The organism is Endozoicomonas sp. 4G (genome assembly GCF_023822025.1).
Lineage (GTDB): Bacteria > Pseudomonadota > Gammaproteobacteria > Pseudomonadales > Endozoicomonadaceae > Endozoicomonas_A.
Map to the genome: position 1 here is coordinate 636,032 of NZ_CP082909.1, position 23,255 is coordinate 659,286.

The 23,255-nt window shown below is 51.7% G+C and carries 15 protein-coding genes; all 15 read right to left on the reverse strand.

What is annotated here, in order from left to right; translation table 11 throughout:
• Nucleotides 1–60 precede the first annotated feature (60 nt).
• Nucleotides 61–1,404 (reverse strand): hypothetical protein, encoded by a 1,344-nt coding sequence (locus K7B67_RS02410; protein ID WP_252178780.1) that lies wholly within the window; start codon nucleotides 1,402–1,404, stop codon nucleotides 61–63.
• Between the two features lie 99 nt (nucleotides 1,405–1,503).
• Nucleotides 1,504–3,132 (reverse strand): hypothetical protein, encoded by a 1,629-nt coding sequence (locus K7B67_RS02415; RefSeq protein WP_252178781.1) that lies wholly within the window; start codon nucleotides 3,130–3,132, stop codon nucleotides 1,504–1,506.
• A 74-nt stretch (nucleotides 3,133–3,206) separates the two neighbouring features.
• On the reverse strand, nucleotides 3,207–4,460 hold the full coding sequence (locus tag K7B67_RS02420; protein ID WP_252178782.1) for a hypothetical protein: 1,254 nt from the start codon (nucleotides 4,458–4,460) through the stop codon (nucleotides 3,207–3,209).
• Between the two features lie 47 nt (nucleotides 4,461–4,507).
• Nucleotides 4,508–5,929, reverse strand: a complete 1,422-nt coding sequence (locus tag K7B67_RS02425; RefSeq protein ID WP_252178783.1) for a hypothetical protein — start codon at nucleotides 5,927–5,929, stop codon at nucleotides 4,508–4,510.
• 98 nt (nucleotides 5,930–6,027) lie between these two features.
• Nucleotides 6,028–7,335: a hypothetical protein gene (locus tag K7B67_RS02430; RefSeq protein WP_252178784.1), complete on the reverse strand. Its 1,308-nt coding sequence runs from the start codon at nucleotides 7,333–7,335 to the stop codon at nucleotides 6,028–6,030.
• A gap of 99 nt (nucleotides 7,336–7,434) precedes the next feature.
• On the reverse strand, nucleotides 7,435–9,432 hold the full coding sequence (locus K7B67_RS02435; protein ID WP_252178785.1) for a hypothetical protein: 1,998 nt from the start codon (nucleotides 9,430–9,432) through the stop codon (nucleotides 7,435–7,437).
• A gap of 99 nt (nucleotides 9,433–9,531) precedes the next feature.
• Complete coding sequence (locus K7B67_RS02440) at nucleotides 9,532–11,130, reverse strand: hypothetical protein (protein WP_252178786.1); 1,599 nt, start codon at nucleotides 11,128–11,130, stop codon at nucleotides 9,532–9,534.
• 99 nt (nucleotides 11,131–11,229) lie between these two features.
• Nucleotides 11,230–12,609 (reverse strand): hypothetical protein, encoded by a 1,380-nt coding sequence (locus tag K7B67_RS02445; RefSeq protein ID WP_252178787.1) that lies wholly within the window; start codon nucleotides 12,607–12,609, stop codon nucleotides 11,230–11,232.
• 99 nt (nucleotides 12,610–12,708) lie between these two features.
• Nucleotides 12,709–14,196 carry a hypothetical protein gene (locus tag K7B67_RS02450; RefSeq protein WP_252178788.1) on the reverse strand — a complete coding sequence of 496 codons (1,488 nt, stop codon included), beginning with the start codon at nucleotides 14,194–14,196 and terminating at the stop codon, nucleotides 12,709–12,711.
• 99 nt (nucleotides 14,197–14,295) lie between these two features.
• A complete protein-coding gene (locus K7B67_RS02455; RefSeq protein ID WP_252178789.1) occupies nucleotides 14,296–15,486 on the reverse strand; it encodes a hypothetical protein in 1,191 nt (396 codons plus the stop codon).
• A gap of 97 nt (nucleotides 15,487–15,583) precedes the next feature.
• Complete coding sequence (locus K7B67_RS02460; RefSeq protein WP_252178790.1) at nucleotides 15,584–16,888, reverse strand: hypothetical protein; 1,305 nt, start codon at nucleotides 16,886–16,888, stop codon at nucleotides 15,584–15,586.
• A gap of 99 nt (nucleotides 16,889–16,987) precedes the next feature.
• The gene (locus tag K7B67_RS02465; RefSeq protein ID WP_252178791.1) at nucleotides 16,988–18,364 is read right to left on the reverse strand and encodes a hypothetical protein; all 1,377 of its coding nucleotides are present in this window, start codon (nucleotides 18,362–18,364) and stop codon (nucleotides 16,988–16,990) included.
• 112 nt (nucleotides 18,365–18,476) lie between these two features.
• Nucleotides 18,477–20,474: a hypothetical protein gene (locus tag K7B67_RS02470; protein WP_252178792.1), complete on the reverse strand. Its 1,998-nt coding sequence runs from the start codon at nucleotides 20,472–20,474 to the stop codon at nucleotides 18,477–18,479.
• Nucleotides 20,475–20,580: 106 nt separating this feature from the next.
• Nucleotides 20,581–21,816 carry a C2H2-type zinc finger protein gene (locus tag K7B67_RS02475; protein WP_252178793.1) on the reverse strand — a complete coding sequence of 412 codons (1,236 nt, stop codon included), beginning with the start codon at nucleotides 21,814–21,816 and terminating at the stop codon, nucleotides 20,581–20,583.
• A gap of 99 nt (nucleotides 21,817–21,915) precedes the next feature.
• The gene (locus tag K7B67_RS02480; RefSeq protein WP_252178794.1) at nucleotides 21,916–23,235 is read right to left on the reverse strand and encodes a hypothetical protein; all 1,320 of its coding nucleotides are present in this window, start codon (nucleotides 23,233–23,235) and stop codon (nucleotides 21,916–21,918) included.
• Between the last annotated feature and the right edge of the window lie 20 nt (nucleotides 23,236–23,255).

The window sequence follows — 23,255 nt, forward strand, 5'->3', positions numbered from 1 at the left end:
CAGGTTAGTCAAAATCTGGAAAGAGGCTGGAGGTTTCTTTGGGGCGGCTTGAGAAGCGGATCATTCTTTATCATCATTCTTTCTTTTCTTGTTAGATGGCGGCTGGTCACAGGCTTTTCTTTTGGGTCTCTGGTCGACAGGCAGGTGGGTCTGTTTGTGCCTTTTCAGATTGCCCACCTGGTTGGAGCTGTAGTCGCAACCCTCATGGTCACAGGCTTTTCTTTTGGGGCTCTTGAGTCTCTGGTCGGCAGGCAGGTGGATCTGTTTGTGTGTTTTCAGACTGCTCCTGTAGTCGGTTCTGTAGTTGCAGCCCTCATGATCACACTGGTGCACCTTGGGTCTCTGGTCGGCAGGCAGGTGGATCTGTTTGTGTGTTTTCAGCGTGCCACTGTGGTCGGTTCTGTAGTTGCAGCCCTCATGATCACACTGGTGCACCTTGGGTCTCTGGTCGGCAGGCAGATGGACCTGTTTGTGTATTTTCAGCCTGCTATTGTGGTCGGTTCTGTAGTCACAGCCCTCATGGTCACACTGGTGCACCCTGGGTCTCTGGTCGGCAGGCAGGTGGGTCTGCTTGTGTGTTTTCAAACTGTTCGCCACGTCGGTGTTGTAGTTGCAGCCCTCATGGTCACAGTGGTGCACCCTGAGTCTCTGGTCGACAGGCAGGTGGGTCTGTTTGTGCCTTTTCAGATTGCTCGTCTGGTTGGAGCTGTAGTCGCAACCTTCATGGTCACAGTGGTGCACCTTGGGTCTTATGGGTCTCTGGTCGGCAGGCAGGTGGATCCGTTTGTGCGTTTTCAGATTGCCCTTCAGGTTGGAGCTGTAATCGCAGCCTTCGTTGTCACATTGGTGCACCTTGGGTCTTATGGTTCTCTGGTCAGCAGGCAGATGGGTCTGTTTGTGTAACTCGGTGGCTATTTCACTGTCTGAAGTGGACTCCTGATTAATCATTTCCAGTCTCAGAGTCGCACAAACCTCACTGATTTCTTTTAATGCTCGAAAAGGCTCAGGTGTCGTGCTTATACACTGAACATTGGTTTCGGTATCAGTTTCGTCTTCTTCAGGACTGCTGTCGCTGTTTTCATCAGAGGTGCCGCTGTCTTCACTGCCACTGTCTTCGCTGTAGGCACTATCATCAGAGGCTGCCCGGCTGTAAGCCTTAGCTTCGACGCCAGAGTCAGGAGAGACGCCTGTGACAGGCAAAAAGCCATAGCGGGTGTCTGGTTTTAAGAGGATGTCATCATCGAAGCAAACCCGTGGCATATCGAAGTGGCAGCATTCAATAAGAGCCTTGTCGACAGCCAGACCGAAGAGTAAAGACAAGCTGTTTTCCTGAGCGTGACCATTGGAGCAGTGCACAGAAAAAGCAATGGCCAGGGTCAAAATTAATGGTTTGTTGGATAGCAAGGCCTGGCTTCCCAGTTGTTGAACTGTTTATTGAAAATTCAGGTTAGTCAAAATCTGGAAAGAGGTCGGAGGTTTCTTTGGAGCGGCTTGAGAAGCGGATCATTCTTTATCATCCTTCTTTCTTTTCTTGTTAGATGGCGGCTGGTCACAGGCTTTTCTTTTGGGTCTCTTGGGTCTCTGGTCGACAGGCAGGTGGGTCTGTTTGTGCCTTTTCAGATTGCCCACCTGGTTGGAGCTGTAGTCGCAACCCTCATGGTCACAGGTTTTTCTTTTGGGTATCTTGAGTCTCTGGTCGGCAGGCAGGTGGGTCTGTTTGTGCTTTTTCAGATCGCTCGCCCGGTCGGTGCTGTAATCGCAGCCATGATGGTCACAATCGTGCATCTTGGGCCTCTGGTTGGGAGGCAGGTGGATCTGTTTGTGTAATTTCAGCCTGCCACTGTGGTCGGTTCTGTAGTCACAGCCCTCATGGTCACAATGATGTACCTTGGGTCTCTGGTCAGCAGGCAGGTGGGTCTGTTTGTGCGTTTTCAGATTGCCCTTCAGGTTGGAGCTGTAGTTGCAGTCCTCATGGTCACACTGGTGCATCTTGGGCCTCTGGTCGGCAGGCAGGTGGGTCTGTTTGTGTATTTTCAGACTGCTCCTGTAGTCGGTTCTGTAGTTGCAATCCTCATGGTCACACTGGTGCATCTTGGGTCTCTGGTCGGCAGGCAGGTGGGTCTGTTCGTGCCTTTTCAGATTGCCCGCCTGGTTGGAGCTGTAGTCGCAACCCTCATGGTCACAGTGGTGCACCTCGGGTCTCTGGTCAGCAGGCAGGTGGGTCTGTTTGTGCGTTTTCAAACTGCTCGCCACGTCGGTGTTGTAGTTGCAGCCCTCGTGGTCACAGTGGTGCATCTTGGGTCTCTGGTCAGAAGGCAGGTGGGTCTGTTTATGCATTTTCAGATTGCCCTTCAGGTTGGAGCTGTAATCGCAGCCTTCGTGGTCACACTGGTGCACCTTGAGTCTTATGGGTCTCTGGTCGGCAGGCAGGTGGATCTGTTTGTGCTTTTTCAGATCGCTCGCCCATTTGCTGCTGTAATTGCAGCCCTGATGGTCACACTGGTGCACCTTGAGTCTTATGGGTCTCTGGTCGGCAGGCAGGTGCCTATGTTTGTGCTTTTTCAGATCGCTCGCCCATTTACTGCTGTAATCGCAGCCCTCATGGTCACACTGGTGCACCTTGAGTCTTATGGGTCTCTGGTCAGCAGGCAGGTGGGTCTGTTTGTGCGTTTTCAGATTGCCCTTCAGGTTGGAGCTGTAGTTGCAGCCCTCATGGTCACACTGATGCTCTTTGAGTCTCTGGTCAGCAGGCAGGTGGGTTTGTTTGTGTAACTCGGTGGCTATTTCACTGCCTGAAGTGGACTCCTGATTAATCATTTGCAGTCTCAGAGTCGCACAGTACTCACTGAATTCGTTTAATGCTCGAAAAGGATCAAGTGTTGTGTTTACACACTGAACATCTGTTTCGCTATCAGTTTCGTCGTCTTCAGAACAGTTGTCGCTGTTTTCATCAGAGGTGCCGCTGTCTTCACTGCCACTGTCTTTGCTGTAGGCACTATCATCAGAGGCTGCCCGACTGTAAGTCCTGGCTCCGAAGTCATCATCAGGAGAAAAGCCATAGTGGGTGTCTGGTTTTAAGTGCACAGAAAAGGCAATGGCAAAGATCACAATCAATGGTTTTTTCAATAACAAGGCCTGGCTTCCCAGTTGTTGAAATGTTTATTGGAAAATCAGGTTAGTCAAAATCTGGAGAAAGGTCGGAGGTTTCATCCTTTATCACCCTTCTTTCTTTTCTTGTTAGTTGGCAGCTGGTCATGCGCTTTCCTTTTGAGTTTTTTGGGTCTCTGGTTGGCAGGCAGGTGGGTCTGTTTGTGCTTTTTCAGACTGCTACTGTAGTCGGTGCTGTGGTTGCATCCCTCATAGTCACAATGGTGTATCCTGGGTCTCTGGTCAGCAGGCAGGTGGGTCTGTTTGTGCTTGTTCAGATCGCCCACCCGCTCGGTTCTGTAATTGCAGCCCTCATGGTCACATTGGTGCATCTTGGGCCTCTGGTCGGCAGGCAGGTGGATCTGTTTGTGCTTTTTTAGATCGCTTATGAGGTCGGTGCTGTAGTTGCACTCCTCGTGGTCACACTGGTGCACCTTGACTCTTTGGTCGGCAGGCAGGTGGGTCTTTTTGTGCCTTTTCAGAAGGCTCGGCCGGTCGGCCCTGTAGTTGCATCCCTCATGGTCACACTGGTGCAGCTTGAGTCTCTGGTCAGCAGGCAGGTGGATCCGTTTGTGCTTTTTGATATCACTCGCCAGACTGGCCCTGTAGTTGCAGCCCTCATGGTCACACTGGAGCACCTTAGGTTTCCTGGGTCTCTGGTCGACAGGCAGGTGGGTCTGTTTGTGCCTTTTCAGACTGCCTCTGTTGTCGGTGCTGTAATTACAGCCCTCATGGTCACACTGGTGCACCTTGGGTCTCTGGTCAGCAGGCAGGTGGATCTGTTTGTGCTTTTTAAGATCACCCACCCGGTTGGCGCTGTGGTTGCAGCCCTGATGGTCACACCGGTGCACCTTGGGTTTCCTGGGTCTCTGGTCGGCAGGCAGGTGAGTCGCCTCTGACCCAATGGCTATTTCACTGTCTGAAGTGGACTCCTCATTAATCCTTTTCAGTTTCAGAGTCGCACAATACTGACTGAATTCTTTTAATGCTTGAAAAGGATCAGGTGTCGTGTTTACACACTGAACATCCGTTTCGCTATCAGTTTCGTCTTCTTCAGGGCTGCTGTTGCTGTTTTCATCAGAGGTACCCTTATCTTCACTGTCACTGTCTTCACTGTCACTTTCTTCGCTGTAGGCACTATCATCAGAGGCTGCCCGGCTGTAAGTCCTGGCTTCGATGCCAGAATCAGGAGAAAAGCTACAGCGGGTGTCTGGTTTTAGCAACGACAACCTGTTTTCCTGAGCGTGGCTTTTAGGGCAATGCACCGAAAAAGTAACGGCCAGAGTCAAAATTAATGGTTTTTTCAATAGCAAGGGTTGGCTTCCCAGTCGTTGAACTGTTTATTGGAAATTCAGGTTAGTCAAAATCTGGAAAGAGGTTGGAGGTTTCTTTGCGGCGGGTTGGGAGGTGGATCATTCTTCTTTCTTTTCTTGTTAGATGGCGGCTGGTTGTACGCTTTTCTTTTGAGTCTCTGGTCGGCAGGTAGGTGGGTCTGTTTGTGCGCTTTCAGATGGCTCACCTGATCGCTGCTGTAGTCACAGCCCTGATGTTCACACTGGTGCACCTTGGGTCTCTGGTCAGCAGGCAGGTGAATCCGTTTGTGCGTTTTCAGATGCTCCCTGCGGGCGGTGCTGTAGTTGCAGCCTTCGTGGTCACACTGGTGCCCCTTGGTTCTCTGGTCGGCAGGCAGATGGGTCTGTTTGTGCTTTTTCAGATCGCCCGCCCAGCGGGTGCTGTAATCGCAGCCTTCATGGTCACACAGGTGCACCTTGGGTCTTTGGTCAGCAGGCAGGTGGATTTTTTTGTGCGTTTTCAGACTGCTACTGTTGTCGGTGCTGTAATTGCAGCCCTCATGATCACACTGGTGCCCCTTGGTTCTCTGGTCGGCAGGCAGGTGGGTCTGTTTGTGCCTTTTCAGATGACTCGGCCGGTCGGTGCTGTAGTTGCAGCCCTCATGGTCACACAGGTGCACCTTGGGTTTCTGGTTGGCAGGCAGGTGGGTTCGTTTGTGCCTTTTCAGACTGCTACTGTGGTTGGTGCTGTAGCTGCAGCCCTTATGATCACACTGGAGCCCCTTGGTTCTCTGGTCGGCAGGCAGGTGGGTCTGTTTGTGCGCTTTAAGACGATCCCTGTTGCTGGTTCTGTAGTTGCAGCCCTCGTGGTCACACTGGCGCCCCTTGGCTCTCTGGTCGGCAGGCCGGTGGGTCTGTTTGTGCATTTTCAGACGATCCGCCTGGTCGGTGCTGCAAGCAGGTGAGGTGGCTATTTCACTGTCTGAAGTGGACTCCTGATTAATCATCTCCAGTCTCAGGGTCGCACAAACCTCACTGATTTCTTTTAATGCTCGAAAAGGCTCAGGTGTCGTGCTTACACACTGAACATCGGTTGCGTTATCAGTTTCGTCTTCTTCAGGACTGCTGTCGCTGTTTTCATCAGAAGTGCCGCTGTCTTCGCTGTAGGCACTATCATCAGAGGCTGCCCGGCCACAAGTCTTGGCTTCGACGCCAGAGTCAGGAGAGACGCCTGTGGCAGGCAAAAAGCCATAGAGGATGTCTGGTTTTAAATAGTGGGTGTCTGGTTTTAAGAGGATGTCATCACCGAAGCAAACCCAGGGCATATCGAAGTGGTACCATTCAATAGGCGCCTTGCCGACAGCCAGCGTGAAGTTGCCGACAGCCAGCATGAAGAGCAAAGACAACCTGTTTTCCTGAGCGTGGCCATTGGAGCAGTGCACGGAAAAAGCAACGACCAGAGTCAAAATCAATAGTTTTTTTAATAGCAAGGATTGGCTTCCCAGCGTTGAAATGTTTATTCGGGAATCAGGTTAGTCAAAATCTGGAAAGAGGTCGGAGATTTTTTTGACGCAGGTTGTGAGGTGGATCATTCTTTACCATCCTTTTTTCTTTTCTTGTTAGATGGCGGCAGACCATACGCTTTTCTTTTCGGTCTCTTAAGTCTCTGGTTGGCAGGCAGGTGGCTCTGTTTGTGCGCTTTCAGATTGCCCCTCAAGTCACTGCTGTAATTGCAGCCCTCATGATCACACTGGTGCACCTTGGGCCTTATGGTTTTCTGGTCGGCAGGCAGGTGGATCTGTTTGTGCCTTTTCAGATTGCCCTTCAGGTTGGTGTTGTAGTCGCAGCCCTCGTGGTCACACTGGTGCACCTTGGGTTTTATGGGTCTCTGGTCGGCGGGCAGGTGGGTCTGTTTGTGCGTTTTCAGATAGTCCGCCCGGTAGGCGCTGTAGTCGCAGCCCTCATAGTCACACCGGTGGATCTTGAGTTCTTTGGTTCTCTGGTCGGCAGGCAGGTGGATCCGTTTGTGCTTTTTCAGATCGCTCGTCCATTTACTGCTGTAATTGCAGCCCTGATGATCACACTGGTGCACCTTGAGTCTTATGGGTCTCTGGTCGGCAGGCAGGTGGGTCTGTTTGTGCGTTTTCAGATTGCCCTTCAGGTCGGTGCTGTAATTGCAGCCCTCATGGTCACACTGGTGCACCTTGAGTCTTATGGGTCTCTGGTCGGCAGGCAGGTGGATCTGTTTGTGCTTTTTCAGATTGCTCTTCAGGTAGCTGCTGTAGTTGCAGCCCTCATGATCACACGTGTGCACCTTGGGTCTTATGGGTCTCTGGTCGGCAGGCAGATGGGTCTGTTTGTGCCTTTTCAAATGGCATTTGTAGACAGTGCCGTAGTCGCAGCCCTCATGGTCACACGGGTGAATTCTGGGTCTTTTGGGTCTCCGGCCAGCAGGAAGATGGGTCTGTTTGTGTAACTTGGTGGCTATTTCACTGTTTGAAGTGGACTCCTGATTAATCATTTCCAGTCTCAGGGTCGCACAAACCTCACTGATTTCTTTTAATGCTCGAAAAGGCTCAGGTGTCGTGTTTACACACTGAACATCGGTTTCGCTATCAGTTTCGTCTTCTTCAGGACTGCTGTCGCTGTTTTCATCAGAGGTGCCGCTGTCTTCGCTGTAGGCACTATCATCAGAGGCTGCCCAGCTGCAAGTCTTGGCTCCGACGCCAGATTCAGGAGAGACGCTTGTGGCAGGCAAAAAGCCATAGCGGGTGACTGGTTTTAAGACAGCCAGACCGAAGAGTAAAGGCAAGCTGTTTTCCTGAGCGTGGCCATTGGAGCAGTACACAGAAAAAACAATGGCCAGGGTCAAAATTAATGGTTTGTTGGATAGCAAGGCCTGGCTTCCCAGTCATTAAACTGTTTATTGAAAATTCAGGTTAGTCAAAATCTGGAAAGAGGTCGGAGGTTTCTTTGGGGCGGCTTGAGAAGCGGATCATTCTTTATCATCCTTCTTTCTTTTCTTGTTAGATGGCGGCTGGTCACAGGCTTTTCTTTTGGGTCTCTTGGGTCTCTGGTCGGCAGGCAGGTGGGTCTGTTTGTGCCTTTTCAGATTGCTCGCCTGGTTAGAGCTGTAGTCGCAACCCTCATGGTCACAGGCTTTTCTTTTGGGGCTCTTGAGTCTCTGGTCGGCAGGCAGGTGGGTCTGTTTGTGCCTTTTCAGATCGCCCGCCCAGCGGGTGCTGTAATCGCAGCCTTCATGGTCACACAGGTGCACCTTGGGTCTTTGGTCACCAGGCAGGTGGATTTTTTTGTGCGTTTTCAGACTGCTACTGTTGTCGGTGCTGTAATTGCAGCCCTCATGATCACACTGGTGCACCCGGGGTCTCTGGTCAGCAGGCAGGTGGATCTGTTTGTGCCTTTTCAGATGACTCGGCCGGTCGGTGCTGTAGTTGCAGCCCTCATGGTCACACAGGTGCACCTTGGGTTTCTGGTTGGCAGGCAGGTGGGTTCGTTTGTGCCTTTTCAGACTGCTACTGTGGTTGGTGCTGTAGTTGCAGCCCTTATGATCACACTGGTGCCCCTTGGTTCTCTGGTCGGCAGGCTGGTGGGTCTGTTTGTGCCTTTTCAGATCGCCCGTGTAGTCACTGCTGTAGTTGCAGCCCTGATGGTCACATTGGTGCCGCTTGAGTCTCTGGTCGGCAGGCAGGTGGGTCTGTTTGTGCCTTTTCAGATCGCTTACGTGGTCGGTGCTGTAGTTGCAGCCCTCATGATCACACGTGTGCACCTTGGGTCTTATGGGTCTCTGGTCGGCAGGCAGATGGGTCTGTTTGTGCCTTTTCAGATGGCATTTGTAGGCGGTGCTGTAGTCGCAGCCCTCATGGCCGCAATGGTGGTCATTGGGTCTTATGGGTCTCTGGTCGGCAGGCAGGTGGGTCTGTTTGTGCCTTTTCAAATGGCATTTGTAGACGGTGCTGTAGTCGCAGCCCTCATGGTCACACTGGTGAATTCTGGGTCTTTTGGGTCTCCGGCCAGCAGGCAGGTGGGTCTGTTTGTGCCTTGTCAGACTGCCCCTGTAGTTGGTTCTGTAGTTGCAGCACTCATGGTCACACTGATGCTCTTTGGGTCTCTGGTCGGCAGGCAGGTGTGTCTGTTTGTGCGTTTTCAGATTGCCCTTCAGCTTGGTGCTGTAGTTGCAGCCCTCATGGTCACACTGATGCTCTTTGGGTCTCTGGTCAGCAGGCAGGTGGGTCTGTTTGTGCCTTGTCAGACTGCCCCTGTAGTTGGTTCTGTAGTTGCAGCCCTCATGGTCACACTGATGCTCTTTGGGTCTCTGGTCGGCAGGCAGGTGGGTCTGTTTGTGCGTTTTCAGATTGCCCTTCAGCTTGGTGCTGTAGTTGCAGCCCTCATGGTCACACTGATGCTCTTTGGGTCTCTGATCAGCAGGCAGGTGGGTCTGTTTGTGCCTTTTCAGGTGGCTAATGTGGTCTGTGTTGTCAGCAGGTGAGCTGATTTTCGGGTTGTTAGCAGAGTCTGCTTCTGTCACTTCTGCCGCTGGCTCAGTGGGTATTTCACTGTCTGAAATGGAGCTCTGCTCAATCATTTTCAGTCTCAGGTCCGAACAATACTGACTGATTTCGTTTAATGCCTGAAAAGGATCAACTGTCGTGCTTAAACACTGAGCATCAGTTTCGGTATCTGTTTCGTCTTCGTTTAAATAGTGGTCGCTGCTTTGATCAGAGGTGCTACTGTCTTCACTGTCAGAGCCCTCATTCGAGGCTGCACGACAGTAAGTCTTAGCTTCGACGACAGAGTCAGGAGAGACGCCTGTGGCAGGCAAAAAGCCATAGCGGGTGTCTGGTTTTAAGACATCTGGTTTTAAGACAGCCAGACCGAAGAGTAAAGGCAAGCTGTTTTCCTGAGCGTGGCCATTGGAGCAGTGCACAGAAAAAACAATGGCCAGGGTCAAAATGAATGGTTTGTTGGATAGCAAGGCCTGGCTTCCCAGTCGTTGAACTGTTTATTGAAAATTCAGGTTAGTAAAAATCTGGAAAGAGGTCGGAGGTTTCTTTGGGGCGGCTTGAGAAGCGGATCATTCTTTATCATCCTTCTTTCTTTTCTTGTTAGATGGCGGCTGGTCACAGGCTTTTCTTTTGGGTCTCTTGGGTCTCTGGTCGGCAGGCAGGTGGGTCTGTTTGTGCCTTTTCAGATTGCCCGCCTGGTTGGAGCTGTAGTCGCAACCCTCATGGTCACAGGCTTTTCTTTTGGGTCTCTTGGGTCTCTGGTCGGCAGGCAGGTGGGTCTGTTTGTGCCTTTTCAGATCGCTCGCCCGGTCGGTGCTGTAATCGCAGCCCTGATGGTCACAATCGTGCATCTTGGGCCTCTGGTCGGCAGGCAGGTGGGTCTGTTTGTGCGTTATCAGATGGCCCTTGTGGTAGGAACTGTAGGGGCAGCCCTCATGGCGACACTGATGCACCTTGAGTCTTTCGGCTCTCTGCTCGGCAGGCAAGTGGGTCTGTTTGTGCGTTTTCAGATTGCCCTTCAGGTTGGAGCTGTAATCGCAGCCTTCGTGGTCACACTGGTGCACCTTGAGTCTTATGGGTCTCTGGTCGGCAGGCAGGTGGATCTGTTTGTGCTTTTTCAGATCGCTCGCCCATTTGCTGCTGTAATTGCAGCCCTCATGGTCACACTGGTGCACCTTGAGTCTTATGGGTCTCTGGTCGGCAGGAAGATGGATCTGTTTGTGCTTTTTCAGATCGCTCGCCCATTTACTGCTGTAATCGCAGCCCTCATGGTCACACTGGTGCACCTTGAGTCTTATGGGTCTCTGGTCGGCAGGCAGGTGGGTCTGTTTGTGCGTTTTCAGATTGCCCTTCAGGTTGGTGCTGTAGTTGCAGCCCTCATGGTCACACTGATGCTCTTTGGGTCTCTGGTCAGCAGGCAGGTGGGTCTGTTTGTGCCTTGTCAGACTGCCCCTGTAGTTGGTTCTGTAGTTGCAGCCCTCATGGTCACACTGATGCTCTTTGGGTCTCTGGTCGGCAGGCAGGTGGGTCTGTTTGTGCGTTTTCAGATTGCCCTTCAGCTTGGTGCTGTAGTTGCAGCCCTCATGGTCACACTGATGCTCTTTGGGTCTCTGATCAGCAGGCAGGTGGGTCTGTTTGTGCCTTTTCAGGTGGCTAATGTGGTCTGTGTTGTCAGCAGGTGAGCTGATTTTCGGGTTGTTAGCAGAGTCTGCTTCTGTCACTTCTGCCGCTGGCTCAGTGGGTATTTCACTGTCTGAAATGGAGCTCTGCTCAATCATTTTCAGTCTCAGGTCCGAACAATACTGACTGATTTCGTTTAATGCCTGAAAAGGATCAACTGTCGTGCTTAAACACTGAGCATCAGTTTCGGTATCTGTTTCGTCTTCGTTTAAATAGTGGTCGCTGCTTTGATCAGAGGTGCTGCTGTCTTCACTGTCAGAGCCCTCATTCGAGGCTGCACGACAGTAAGTCTTAGCTTCGACGACAGAGTCAGGAGAGACGCCTGTGGCAGGCAAAAAGCCATAGCGGGTGTCTGGTTTTAAGACATCTGGTTTTAAGACAGCCAGACCGAAGAGTAAAGGCAAGCTGTTTTCCTGAGCGTGGCCATTGGAGCAGTGCACAGAAAAAACAATGGCCAGGGTCAAAATGAATGGTTTGTTGGATAGCAAGGCCTGGCTTCCCAGTCGTTGAACTGTTTATTGAAAATTCAGGTTAGTAAAAATCTGGAAAGAGGTCGGAGGTTTCTTTGGGGCGGCTTGAGAAGCGGATCATTCTTTATCATCCTTCTTTCTTTTCTTGTTAGATGGCGGCTGGTCACAGGCTTTTCTTTTGGGTCTCTTGGGTCTCTGGTCGGCAGGCAGGTGGGTCTGTTTGTGCCTTTTCAGATTGCCCGCCTGGTTGGAGCTGTAGTCGCAACCCTCATGGTCACAGGCTTTTCTTTTGGGTCTCTTGGGTCTCTGGTCGGCAGGCAGGTGGGTCTGTTTGTGCCTTTTCAGATCGCTCGCCCGGTCGGTGCTGTAATCGCAGCCCTGATGGTCACAATCGTGCATCTTGGGCCTCTGGTCGGCAGGCAGGTGGATCTGTTTGTGTAATTTCAGCCTGCCACTGTGGTCGGTTCTGTAGTCACAGCCCTCATGGTCACAATGATGTACCTTGGGCCTCTGGTCGGCAGGCAGGTGGGTCTGTTTGTGCCTTTTCAGATCGCCCGTGTAGTCAGTGCTGTAGTTGCAGCCCTGATGGTCACACTGGTGCCGCTTGAGTCTCTGGTCGGCAGGCAGGTGGGTCTGTTTGTGCCTTTTCAGATCTCTTACGTGGTCGGTGCTGTAGTTGCAGCTCTCATGATCACACTGGTGCATCTTGGGTCTCTGGTTGGCAGGCAGGTGGGTCTGTTCGTGCCTTCTCAGATTCCGCGCCTGGTTGGAGCTGTAGTCGCAACCCTCATGGTCACAGTGGTGCACCTCGGGTCTCTGGTCAGCAGGCAGGTGGGTCTGTTTGTGCGTTTTCAAATTGCTCGCCACGTCGGTGTTGTAGTTGCAGCCCTCATGGTCACAGTGGTGCATCTTGGGTCTCTGGTCAGAAGGCAGGTGGGTCTGTTTATGCATTTTCAGATTGCCCTTCAGGTTGGAGCTGTAATCGCAGCCCTCATGGTCACACTGGTGCACCTTGGGTCTTATGGTTCTCTGGTCGGCAGGCAGGTGGGTTTGTTTGTGTAGCTCGGTGGCTATTTCAGTGTCTGAAGTGGTCTCCTGATTAATCATTTGCAGTCTCAGAGTCGCACAGTACTCACTGAATTCGTTTAATGCTCGAAAAGGCTCAGGTGTCGTGTTTACACACTGAACATCGGTTTCGGTATCAGTTTCGTCTTCTTCAGGGCTGTTGTCGCTGTTTTCATCAGAGGTGCCCTTGTCTTCACTGCCCTTGTCTTCGCTGTAGGCACTATCATCAGAGGCTGCCCAGCTGCAAGTTTTGGCTCCGACGCCAGAGTCAGGAGAGACGCCTGTGGCAGGCAAAAAGCCATAGCGGGTGTCTGGTTTTAAGACAGCCAGACCGAAGAGTAAAGGCAAGCTGTTTTCCTGAGCGTGGCCATTGGAGCAGTGCACAGAAAAAACAATGGCCAGGGTCAAAATTAATGGTTTGTTGGATAGCAAGGCCTGGCTTCCCAATCGTTGAACTGTTTATTGAAAATTCAGGTTAGTAAAAATCTGGAAAGAGGTCGGAGGTTTCTTTGGGGCGGCTTGAGAAGCGGATCATTCTTTATCATCCTTCTTTCTTTTCTTGTTAGATGGCGGCTGGTCACAGGCTTTTCTTTTGGGTCTCTTGGGTCTCTGGTCGACAGGCAGGTGGGTCTGTTTGTGCCTTTTCAGATGGCTTGTGTCGCCTGTGCTGTAGTTGCAGCCCTTATGGTTACACTGTTGCATCCTGAGTCTCTGGTCGGCAGGCAGGTGGGTCTGTTCGTGCGTTGTCAGATGGCCCTTGTGGTAGGAATTGTAGGGGCAGCCCTCATGGCGACACTGATGCACCTTGAGTCTTTCGGCTCTCTGCTCGGCAGGCAAGTGGGTCTGTTTGTGCGTTTTCAGATTGCCCGCCCGGTCGCTGCTGTAGTCGCAGCCCTCGTGGTCACACTGGTACACGTTGGCTCTCTGGTTGGCAGGCAAGTGGGTTTGTTTGTGCGTTTTCAGATTGCCTGCCCGGTAGCTGCTGAAGTTGCAGCCCTCATGGTCACACTGGTGCACCCTGGGTCTCTGGTCAACAGGCAAGTGGGTATGTTTGTGCAGTTTCAGGCTGCCCTTGTGGTCGGTTCTGAAGTCGCAGCCCTCATGGTCACACTGGTGCACCTTGGGTCTTTGGTCAGCGGGCAGGTGGGTCTGTTGGTGATTTTTCAGACGTTGCGTCCGGTCGGTTCTGTAGTCGCAGCCCTCGTAGTCACACTGGTACCTGAGACTTTTGTTTTTTTTGATTCTCTGGTCGGCAGGCAAGTGGGTCTGTTTGTGCGTTTTCAGATTGCCCGCCCGGTCGCTGCTGTAGTTGCAGCCCTCATGTTCACACCGGTGCTCCTTGACTCTCTGGTCGGTAGGCAAGTGGGTCTGTTTGTGCGTTTTCAGATTGCTCGACAGGTGAGTTCTGTAGTTGCAGCCCTCATGCTCACACTGGTGTACTTGGGGTCTCTGTTCAGCAGGAAGGTGGATCTGTTGGTGTGTTTTCAGACTGCTCCTGTGGTCGGTTCTGTAGTTGCAGCCTTCATGTTCACACTGGTGCACTTTGGGTCTCTGGTCAGCAGGCAGGTGGATCTGTTTGTGCCTTTTCAGATGGCCCGCCCGGTTGGTGCTGTAGTCGCAGCTCTCATTGTCACACTGGTGAATCCTGAGACTTTTGGTTTTTTTGGGTCTCTGGTTGGCAGGCAGGTGGGTCTGTTTGTGTGTTTCCAGATAACGCGTCTGGTCGGTGCTGTAAGCAGAGTTTGCATCTGTCACTTCTGCTTCTGATTCAATGGCTATTTCACTGTCTGAAGTGGACTCCTGGTTAATCATTGTCAGTCTCAGAGTCGCACAATACTGACTGAATTCTTTTAATGCTCGAAAAGGATCAGGTGTCGTGTTTACACAGTGAACATCCGTTTCGGTATCAGTTTTATCTTCTTCAGAACAGTTGTCGTGGTTTTCCTGAGCGAGGCCAATAGGGCAATGCACAGAAAAGGCAATGGCAAAGGTTAAAATTAATGGTTTTTTGGATAGCAAGGCCTGGCTTCCCAGTCGTTGAATTGTTTATTGGGAAGTCAGGTTAGTCAAAATCTGAAAAAAGGTCGGAGTTTTCTTTGAGGTGGGCTGGGAGGTGGATCATTCTTTATCACCCATCTTTCTTTTCTTGTTAGATGGCGGCAGGTCATGCGCTTTCATTTTGGGTCTCTTGAGTCTCTGGTCGGCAGGCAGGTGGGTCTGTTTGTGCCTTTTCAGATGGCTTGTGTTGTCTGTACTGTAGTTGCAGCCCTTATGGTCACACTGTTGCATCCTGAGTCTCTGGTCGGCAGGCAGGTGGATCTGTTTGTGCGTGTTCAGACTGCTCCTGTGGTCGGTTCTGTAGTTGCAGCCCTCATGATCACACTGGTGCACCTTGGGTCTCTGTTCAGCAGGCAGGTGGGTCTGTTTGTGCCTGTTCAGACTGCCCATGTGGTTGGTGCTGTAGTTGCAGCCCTCATGGTCACACTGGTGCACCTTGGGTCTTTTGGATCTCTGGTTTGCAGGCAGGTGGGTCTGCTTATGCCGTTTCAGATCGCCCGACCGGTTGGTACCGTAGCTACAGCCCTCATGGTTACACTGGTGCCCCCTGGGTCTCTGGTCGGCAGGCAGGTGGGTCTGTCTGTGCAGTCTAAGATGGCTCGTGTACATAGTGAAGTAGCTGCAGCTCTCATGGTCACACCGGTGGACCCTGAATTTCCGGTTGGCAGGCAGGTGGGTCTGCTTATGCCTTTTCAGATCGTCCGCCCGGTTGGTACTGTAGTTGCAGTCCCCATGGTTGCACTGGTGCACCTTGGGTCTCGTCACTTCTGCCTCTGACTCAGTGGGTACTTCATTGTTTGAAATGGACTCCTGCTGAGTCATTTTTAGTCTCAGAGTCGCACAGTACTGACTGAATTCTTTTAATACCTGAAAAGGATCTGGTGTCGTGTTTACACACGGAACATCCGTTTCGGTATCCGCTTCATCTTCGTTTTCCTCTGAACAGTTGTCGCTGCTTTCGTCAGAGGAGCCGCTGTCTTCGCTGTCACTGTCTTTGCTGTAGGCACTATCATCAGAGGCTGCCTGACAGCAAGCCTTGGCTTCGACGTCAGGGTCAGGAGAAAAGCAAAGCTGTGACAGGCCCGGAGAGTGAAAGCCAATTTTCAGGTTATCGTCAGATAGAAGCCTTATCCAGATCGGTTGGTTATTTCCGAAGCGCAAAGGCAACTTGTTTTCCTGGGCACGACCATTGGCGCAATGCACAAAAAAGGCAATGACCAAAGTTAAAATCAATGGTTTTTTGGTTAGCAAGGCCTGACTTCCCAGTTGTTGAACTGTTTATTGGGAAATCAGGTTAGTCAAAATCTGGAAAGAGGTCGGGGGGCTTTGAGGCGGGTTGGGTTGTGGATCATCTGTTATCACCCTTCTTTCTTTTCTTTTTAGATGGCAACTGGTCATACGCTTTCCTTTTGAGTCTTTTCGGTCTCTCGGGTCTCTGGTCGGCAGGCAGGTGGATCTGTTTGTGCATTCTCAGATGGCCTGCCTGGTCGGTGCGGTAGTTGCAACCCTCATGGTCACACTGGTGCACCTTGGCTCTCTGGTCGGCAGGCAGGTGGGTCTGTTTGTGCTTTTTCAGATCGTCCGCCCGGTAGGTGCTGTGGTTGCAGTCCTGATGGTCACACGGGTACATCCTGGGTCTCTGGTCGGCAGGCAGGTGGATCTGTTTGTGCCTTTTCAGATCGCTCGCCCGGTCGGTACTGTAATTGCAGCCCTTATGGTCACACTGTTGCATCCTGAGTCTCTGGTCGGCAGGCAGGTGGGTCTGTTCGTGCGCTTTCAGATTGCCCTTATGGTAGGTGCGGTAGTTGCAGCCCTCATGGCCACACGGGTGCATCCTCGGTCTCTGCTCAGCAGGCAGGTGGGTCTGTTTGTGCCTTTTCAGATTGGACTTCTGTTCGCTGCTGTAGTGACAGCCTTCATGGTCACAATGTTGCAACCTGGACCCTATGGGTCTCTTGGTTCTCTGGTCGGCAGGCAGGTGGGTCTGTTTGTGCCTTTTCAGATTGTACGTCTGTTTGCTGCTGTAGTTACAGCCTTCATGGTCACAATGGTGCACCCTGAACCCCCTGGGTCTCTTGGGTCTCTGGTCGGCAGGCAGATGGGTCTGTTTGTCGCTTGACTCAGTGGGTATTTCACTGTCTGAAATGGACTCCTGATTCATCATTTTCAGTCTCAGAGTCGTACAATACTGACTGAATTCATTTAATGCTCGAAAAGGGTCAACTGTCGTGTTTACACACTGAACATCAGTTTCACTATTAGTTTCGTCTTCGTCAGAAAGGTTGTTGCTGTCTTCATCAGAGGAGCCGCTGTCTTCACTGCCACTGTCTTCGCTGTAGGCACTATCATCAGACGCTGCCCGACTGCAGCCCCTGGGTTTAACGCCAGGGTCGGGAGAGACGCCAGTGGCAGGAAAAAAGCAATAGCGACTGTCTGACTTTAAGAGTGGCTTTAAGAGGATGTCATCACCGAAGCAAACCCGAGGCATGTCGAAGTTGCCGGCAGCCACAGTAAAGTTGCCGACAGCCACAGTAAAGTTGCCGACAGCCACAGTAAAGAGTAAAGGCAACCTATTTTCCTGACCGTGACCATTAGAGCAATGCACAGAAAAAACAACGGCCAAAGTCAAAATCAATGGTTTTTTGGATAGCAAGGCCTGGCTTCCCGGTTGTTGAAATGTTTATTGGGAAATCAGGTTAGTCAAAATCTGGAGAAAGGTCGGAGGTTTCTTTGAGGGGGGTTGGGAGGTGAATCATCCTTTATCACCCTTCTTTATTTTCTTGTTAGATGGCAACTTAGATGGCAACTGGTCATGCGCTTTCCTTTTGAGTCTCTGGTCGGCAGGAAGGTGGGTCTGTTTGTGCCTTTTGAGATGGCTCGCCTGATTGCTTCTGTAGTTGCAGCCCTTATGGTCACACTGGTGCAACTTGGGTCTCTGGTCGGCAGGCAGGTGGATCTGTTTGTGTATTTTCAGATGGCTCGTCTGGCGGGTGCTGTAGTTGCAGCCCTCATGGTCACACTGGTGCACTTTGGGTCTCTTGGGTCTCTTGGGTCTCTGGTTGGCAGGCAGGTGGGTCTGTTTGTGCACTTTCAGATTGCTCTTGTAGCTGGATCGGTAGTCACAGCTCTCATGGTCACACTGGTGCACCTTGGGTCTTTTAGGTCTCTGGTCAGTAGGCAGATGGGTCTGTTTGTGCTTTTTCAGACTGTTACTGTAGTCAGTGATGTAGTTGCAACCCTCATGGTCACACTGGTGCATCCTGGGTCTTTGGTTAGCAGGCAGGTGGATCCGTTTGTGCTTATTCAGATCGCCCACCCGGTCGGTGCTGTAATTGCAGCTCTCATGGTCACATTGGTGCATCTTGAGTCTCTGGTCGGCAGGCAGGTGGGTCTGTTTATGCATTTTCAGGTCGCTCCTGAATTCAGTGCTGTAGTTGCAGTCCTCATGGTCACACTGGTGCACCTTGGCTCTCTGGCAGGCAGGCAAATGGGCCTGTTTGTGCTTTTTCAGATTGCCTTTGTGGTCGGTGCTGTAGTTGCAGTCCTCATGGTCACACTGGTGCACCTTGGGTTTTCTGGGTTTCTGGTCGGCAGGCAGGTGGGTCTGTTTGTGGGTTGGCTCAGTGGGTATTTCACTGTCTGAAATGGAGTTCTGCTCAATTATTTCCAGTCTCAGAGTTGTACAATATTGACTGAATTCATTTAATACTTGAAAAGGGTCAACTGTCGTGTTTACACACTGAGCATCCGTTTCAGTATTAGTTTCATCTTCGTCAGAAACGTTGTTGCTGCTTTCATCAGAGGAGTCGTTGTCTTCACTGCCAGCTTCATCAGAGGCTGCTCGACTGCAGCCCCCGGGTTCAACGCCAGGGTCAGGAGAAAAGCAATAGCGAGTGTCTGGTTTTAAGAGGATGTCATCACCGAAGCAAACCCGTGGCATGTCGCTGTGGGTCGTCTCTTCTTCTGGTTCCCCAGGCCCGTTGTCAGGTAGAAAGCTTATCTGGGTGAGTTGGCTATTTCCGAAGCAGATTTGCTCCTGCGGCGTTCTATTTTCCTGACCGTGGCCATTAGAACAATACACAGAAAAGGCAATGGCAAAGATCACAATCAATGGTTTTTTGGATAGCAAGGCCTGGCTTCCCGGTTGTTGAACTATTTATTGGAAAGTCAGGTTAGTCAAAATCTGGAGAGAGGCCGGAAGTTTTTCAGGCACTATTCCTTAAGGCCGGTTGGTGAGTGAATCATTCTTTATCATCCTTCTTTCTTTTCTTGTTAGAGGGTGACTGCTCATACGACTTCCTTTTGAGTCTCTGGTTGGCGGGCAGGTGGGTCTGTTTGTGCTTTTTCAGATTGCTCGCGAAGCTGGTGCTGTAGTGGCAGCCCTCATGGTCACACTGGTGCACTTTGGGTCTTTTGGGTCTCTGGTCGGCAGGCAAGTGGGTCTGTTTATGCGCTTTCAGAGTGCTCGCGAAGCTGGCGCTGTAGTGGCAGCCCTCATGGTCACACTGGTGCACTTTGGGTTTCCTGGGTCTCTTGGCTCTCTGGCTGGCAGGCAGGTGGATCTGTTTGTGCTTTTTCAGATTGCCCGTGAGGTTGGTGCTGTAGTGACAGCCCTCATGGTCACAATGGTGCACTTTGGGTTTTTTGGGTCTCTGGTCGGCAGGCAGGTGGGTCTGTTTGTGCACATTCAGATTGCCTAACTGGTCGCTGCTGTAGTTGCAGCCCTGATAGTCACACTGGTGCACCTTGGGTTTCTTGGGTCTCTGGTCGGCGGGCAGGTGGGTTTGTTTATGCGATTTCAGATGGCTGACCTGAGCGGTACGGTAGTTGCAACCCTCATGGTCACACTGATGCACCTTGGGTTTCCTGGGTCTCTGGTCGGCGGGCAGGTGGGTTTGTTTGTGCGTTTTCAGATTGCCCATATGGCCAGTGCCGTAGTCGCAGCCCTCATGGCCACACCGGTGCACCTTGGGTCTCTGGTCAGCAGGCAGGTGGGTCTGTTTGTGCGTTTTCAGAGATTTACTGTAATCGGTGCTGAAGTTGCAGCCGTCATGGTCACACCGGTGCATCCTGGGTCTCTGGTCAGCAGGCAGGTGGATCCGTTTGTGTTTTTTCAGATCGCTGGTGTAGTCAGAGCTGTAGTTGCAACCCTCATGGTCACACCGGTGCACCCTGGGTCTCTGGTCGGCAGGCAGGTGGGTCTGTTTGTGCATATTTAGATGGCCTGTGTGGCCGGTACTGTATTGGCAGCCCTGATGGTCACACTGGTGCACTTTGGTTCTCTTGGTTCTCTTGGGTCTCTGGTCGGCAGCAAGCGGGTGGGTCTGTTGGTCGGTTGACTCAGTGGGCATTTGATTGTCTGAAATGGACTCCTGACTCATCATTTCCAGTCCCAGAGTCGCACAATACTGACTGAATTCCTTTAATGCCAGAAGCGAATCAACTGTCGTATTTACAGACTGAACATCAGTTTCAGTATAAGTTCCAGTATCAGTGTCGTGTTTCTCAGAAAGGTTGTTGCTGCTTTCATCAGAGGCACCGCTGTCTTCACTGCCACTGTCTTCGCTGTAGGCACTATCATCAGAGGCTGCCTGACTTTCAACGCCAGGGTCAGGAGCAACGCCAGTGGCAGGAAAGACGCCAGGGTCAGGAGCAACGCCAGTGGCAGGAAAGACGCCAGTGGCAGGAAAAAAGCAATAGCGACTGTCTGACTTTAAGAGTGGCTTTAAGAGGATGTCATCACCGAAGCAAAGCCGTGGCATATCGACGTGGTACCATTCAATGGCCTCGTTTTCTTCTTCAATACTCTCCTTTTCTGGTTCCCCGAGTCTTTTGTCGCTTCTAAAGCGAGCGAGCATCAGACTTCCCCTTTGTCTGGCTGTTTCAATGATTTTACGTTGCTGGTCGTCTTTTTGCCGTATCTCAGTGGCGATAGCTTTAACCGTAGAGTCAAGCGCATCCCGGACTGGAAAAAGAGGAAGAAGCATAGTTTCGACCAGTGATAGGTCCGGGGAGTGAAGGCCGATTTTCAGGTTATCGTCAGGTAAAAACCTGATCCGGGTCGGCTGGTTATTTCCGAAGCATGAGACCTCAACAAAATACTTCGGAGGGGTGATAAGCGTCTTGCCGACAGCCAGAGCGAAGAGCAAAGGCAACCTGATTTCCTGGGCGTGGCCATTAAAGCAATGCACAGAAAAAACAATGGCCAAGGTCAAAATCAATTGTTTTTTGAATAGCAAGGCTTGGCTTCCCGGTCGTTGAAATGCCTATTTGAAATTCAGGTTAGTAAAAATCCGGAGAGAGGTCGGAGGTTTCTTTGAGGCGAGTTGGGAGGCGGATCATTCTTTACCATTTTTTATCATCCTGCTTTCTTTTCTTGTTAGATGGCGGCTGGTCATACCCTTTTCTTTTGGGTCTCTGGTGGTAAGGCAGGTGGGTCTGTTTGTGCCTTCTTAGATCGTCCGCCCGGTAGGTGCTGTAGTCACAGCTCTCGTGGTCACAGTGGTGCCCCCTGGGTCTCTGGTCGGCAGGCAGGTGAGTCTGTTTGTGCCTTTCCAAATGGCTCGGCCGGTCGGTGCGGTAGTTGCAGCCTTCATGGTCACACTGGTGCGGCTTGTGTCTCTGGTCGGCAGGCAGGTGGGTTCGTTTGTGCTTTTTGATACTACTCGCCAGATCGGAGCTGTAGTTGCAGCCCTCATGGTCACACTGGTGTTCCTTGGACATCTCGAGTCTCTGATCGACAGGCAGGTGTCTCCGTTTGTGCCTTTTCAGATGGCTCATTTGGTCGGTGCCGTAGTCGCAGCCCTCGTGGTCACACTGGTGCACCCTGGATTTTCTGGGTCTCTGGTCGGCAGGCAGGTGGGTTTTTTGGTGCCTTTTCAGATGACCCTCACGGTTGGTGCTGTAGACGCAGCCCTCATGGTCACACCGGTGCGCCCTGACTCTCTGGTCGGCAGGCAGATGGCTCTGTTTGTGCGTTTTCAGATTTCCCTTGTGGTCGGTGCTGTAGTTGCAACCCTCATGGTCACACCGGTGCGCCCTGACTCTCTGGTCGGCAGGCAGGTGGGTTTGTTGGTGCGTTTTCAGATGGCCTTTGTTGCCGGTGCGGTAGTGGCAGCCCTCATGGTCACACTGGTGTATCCTGGGTCTCTGGTCAGCAGGCAGGTGGGTCTGTTTGTCGGTTGACTCAATGGGCATTTCACTGTCTGAAATGGACTCCTGATTCATCATATTCTGTCTCAGGGTCACACAATACTGACTGAATTCATTTAATGCCCGAAAAGGTTCAACTGTCGTGTTTACACACTGAGCAGCCGTTTCAGTATTAGTGTTGTTTTCGTCAGAAAGTTTGTTGCTGCTTTCATCAGAGGAGCCGCTGTCTTCATTGCCACTGTCTTCGCTGTAGGCACTATCATCAGAGGCTGCCCGACTGCAGCCCCCGGCTAAACTTATCCGGATAGGTTGGCTATTTCCCAAGCAGACCTGCTCCTGCGGTATTCTATTTTCCTGACCGTGGTCATCAGAGCAATACACAGAAAAGGCAATGGCAAAGATCACAATCAATGGATTTTTGGATAGCAAGGCCTGACTTCCCAGTTGTTGAAATGCTTATTGGGAAATCAGGTTAGTCAAAATCTGGAGAGAGGTCGGAGATTTCTTTGAGGCGGGTTGGGAGGCGGCTCATCCTTTATCACCCTTCTTTCTTTTCTTGTCAGACGGCTGCTGGTCATGCGCTTTCCTTTTGGGGCTCTGGTCGGCAGGCGGGTGGGTCCGTTTGTGCCTTTTCAGATTGTTCGTGTAGTCGGTGCTGTAGTTGCAGCCCTGACGGTCACACCGGTGCAACTTGACTCTCTGGTCGACAGACAGGTGGGTCTGTTTGTGCCTTTTCAGATCGCCCGTGTAGTCGGCGCTGAAGTTGCAGCCCTGATGATCGCACTGGTGCAGCCCGGTTCTCTGGTCGGCAGGCAGGTGGGTCTTTTTGTGCCTTTTCAGATTGCATGTCTGTTTGCTGCTGTAGTTGCAGCCCTCATGGTCACACCGGTGCAGCACCTTGATTCTCTGGCCGGCAGGCAGATGGCTCTGTTTGTGCGTTTTCAGATTGCTCCTGTGGTCGGTGCTGTAGTTGCAGCCCTCATGGTCACACTGGTGCGCCCTGACTCTCTGGTCGGCAGGCAGGTGGGTCTGTTTGTGCCTTTTCAGATCGCCCGTGTAGTCGGTGCTGTAGTTGCAGCCCTGATGGTCACACTGGTGCGCCCTGACTCTCTGGCCGGCAGGCAGGTGAGTCTGTTTGTGTCTTTTCAGATGACCCTCCCGGTTGGTGCTGTAGACGCAGCCCTCATGGTCACACCGGTGCGCCCTGACTCTCTGGTCGGCAGGCAGATGGCTCTGTTTGTGCGTTTTCAGATTTCCCTTGTGGTCGGTGCTGTAGTTGCAACCCTCATGGTCACACCGGTGCGCCCTGACTCTCTGGTCGGCAGGCAGGTGGGTTTGTTGGTGCGTTTTCAGATGGCCTTTGTTGCCGGTGCGGTAGTGGCAGCCCTCATGGTCACACTGGTGTATCCTGGGTCTCTGGTCAGCAGGCAGGTGGGTCTGTTTGTCGGTTGACTCAATGGGCATTTCACTGTCTGAAATGGACTCCTGATTCATCATATTCTGTCTCAGGGTCACACAATACTGACTGAATTCATTTAATGCCCGAAAAGGTTCAACTGTCGTGTTTACACACTGAGCAGCCGTTTCAGTATTAGTGTTGTTTTCGTCAGAAAGTTTGTTGCTGCTTTCATCAGAGGAGCCGCTGTCTTCATTGCCACTGTCTTCGCTGTAGGCACTATCATCAGAGGCTGCCCGACTGCAGCCCCCGGCTAAACTTATCCGGATAGGTTGGCTATTTCCCAAGCAGACCTGCTCCTGCGGTATTCTATTTTCCTGACCGTGGTCATCAGAGCAATACACAGAAAAGGCAATGGCAAAGATCACAATCAATGGATTTTTGGATAGCAAGGCCTGACTTCCCAGTTGTT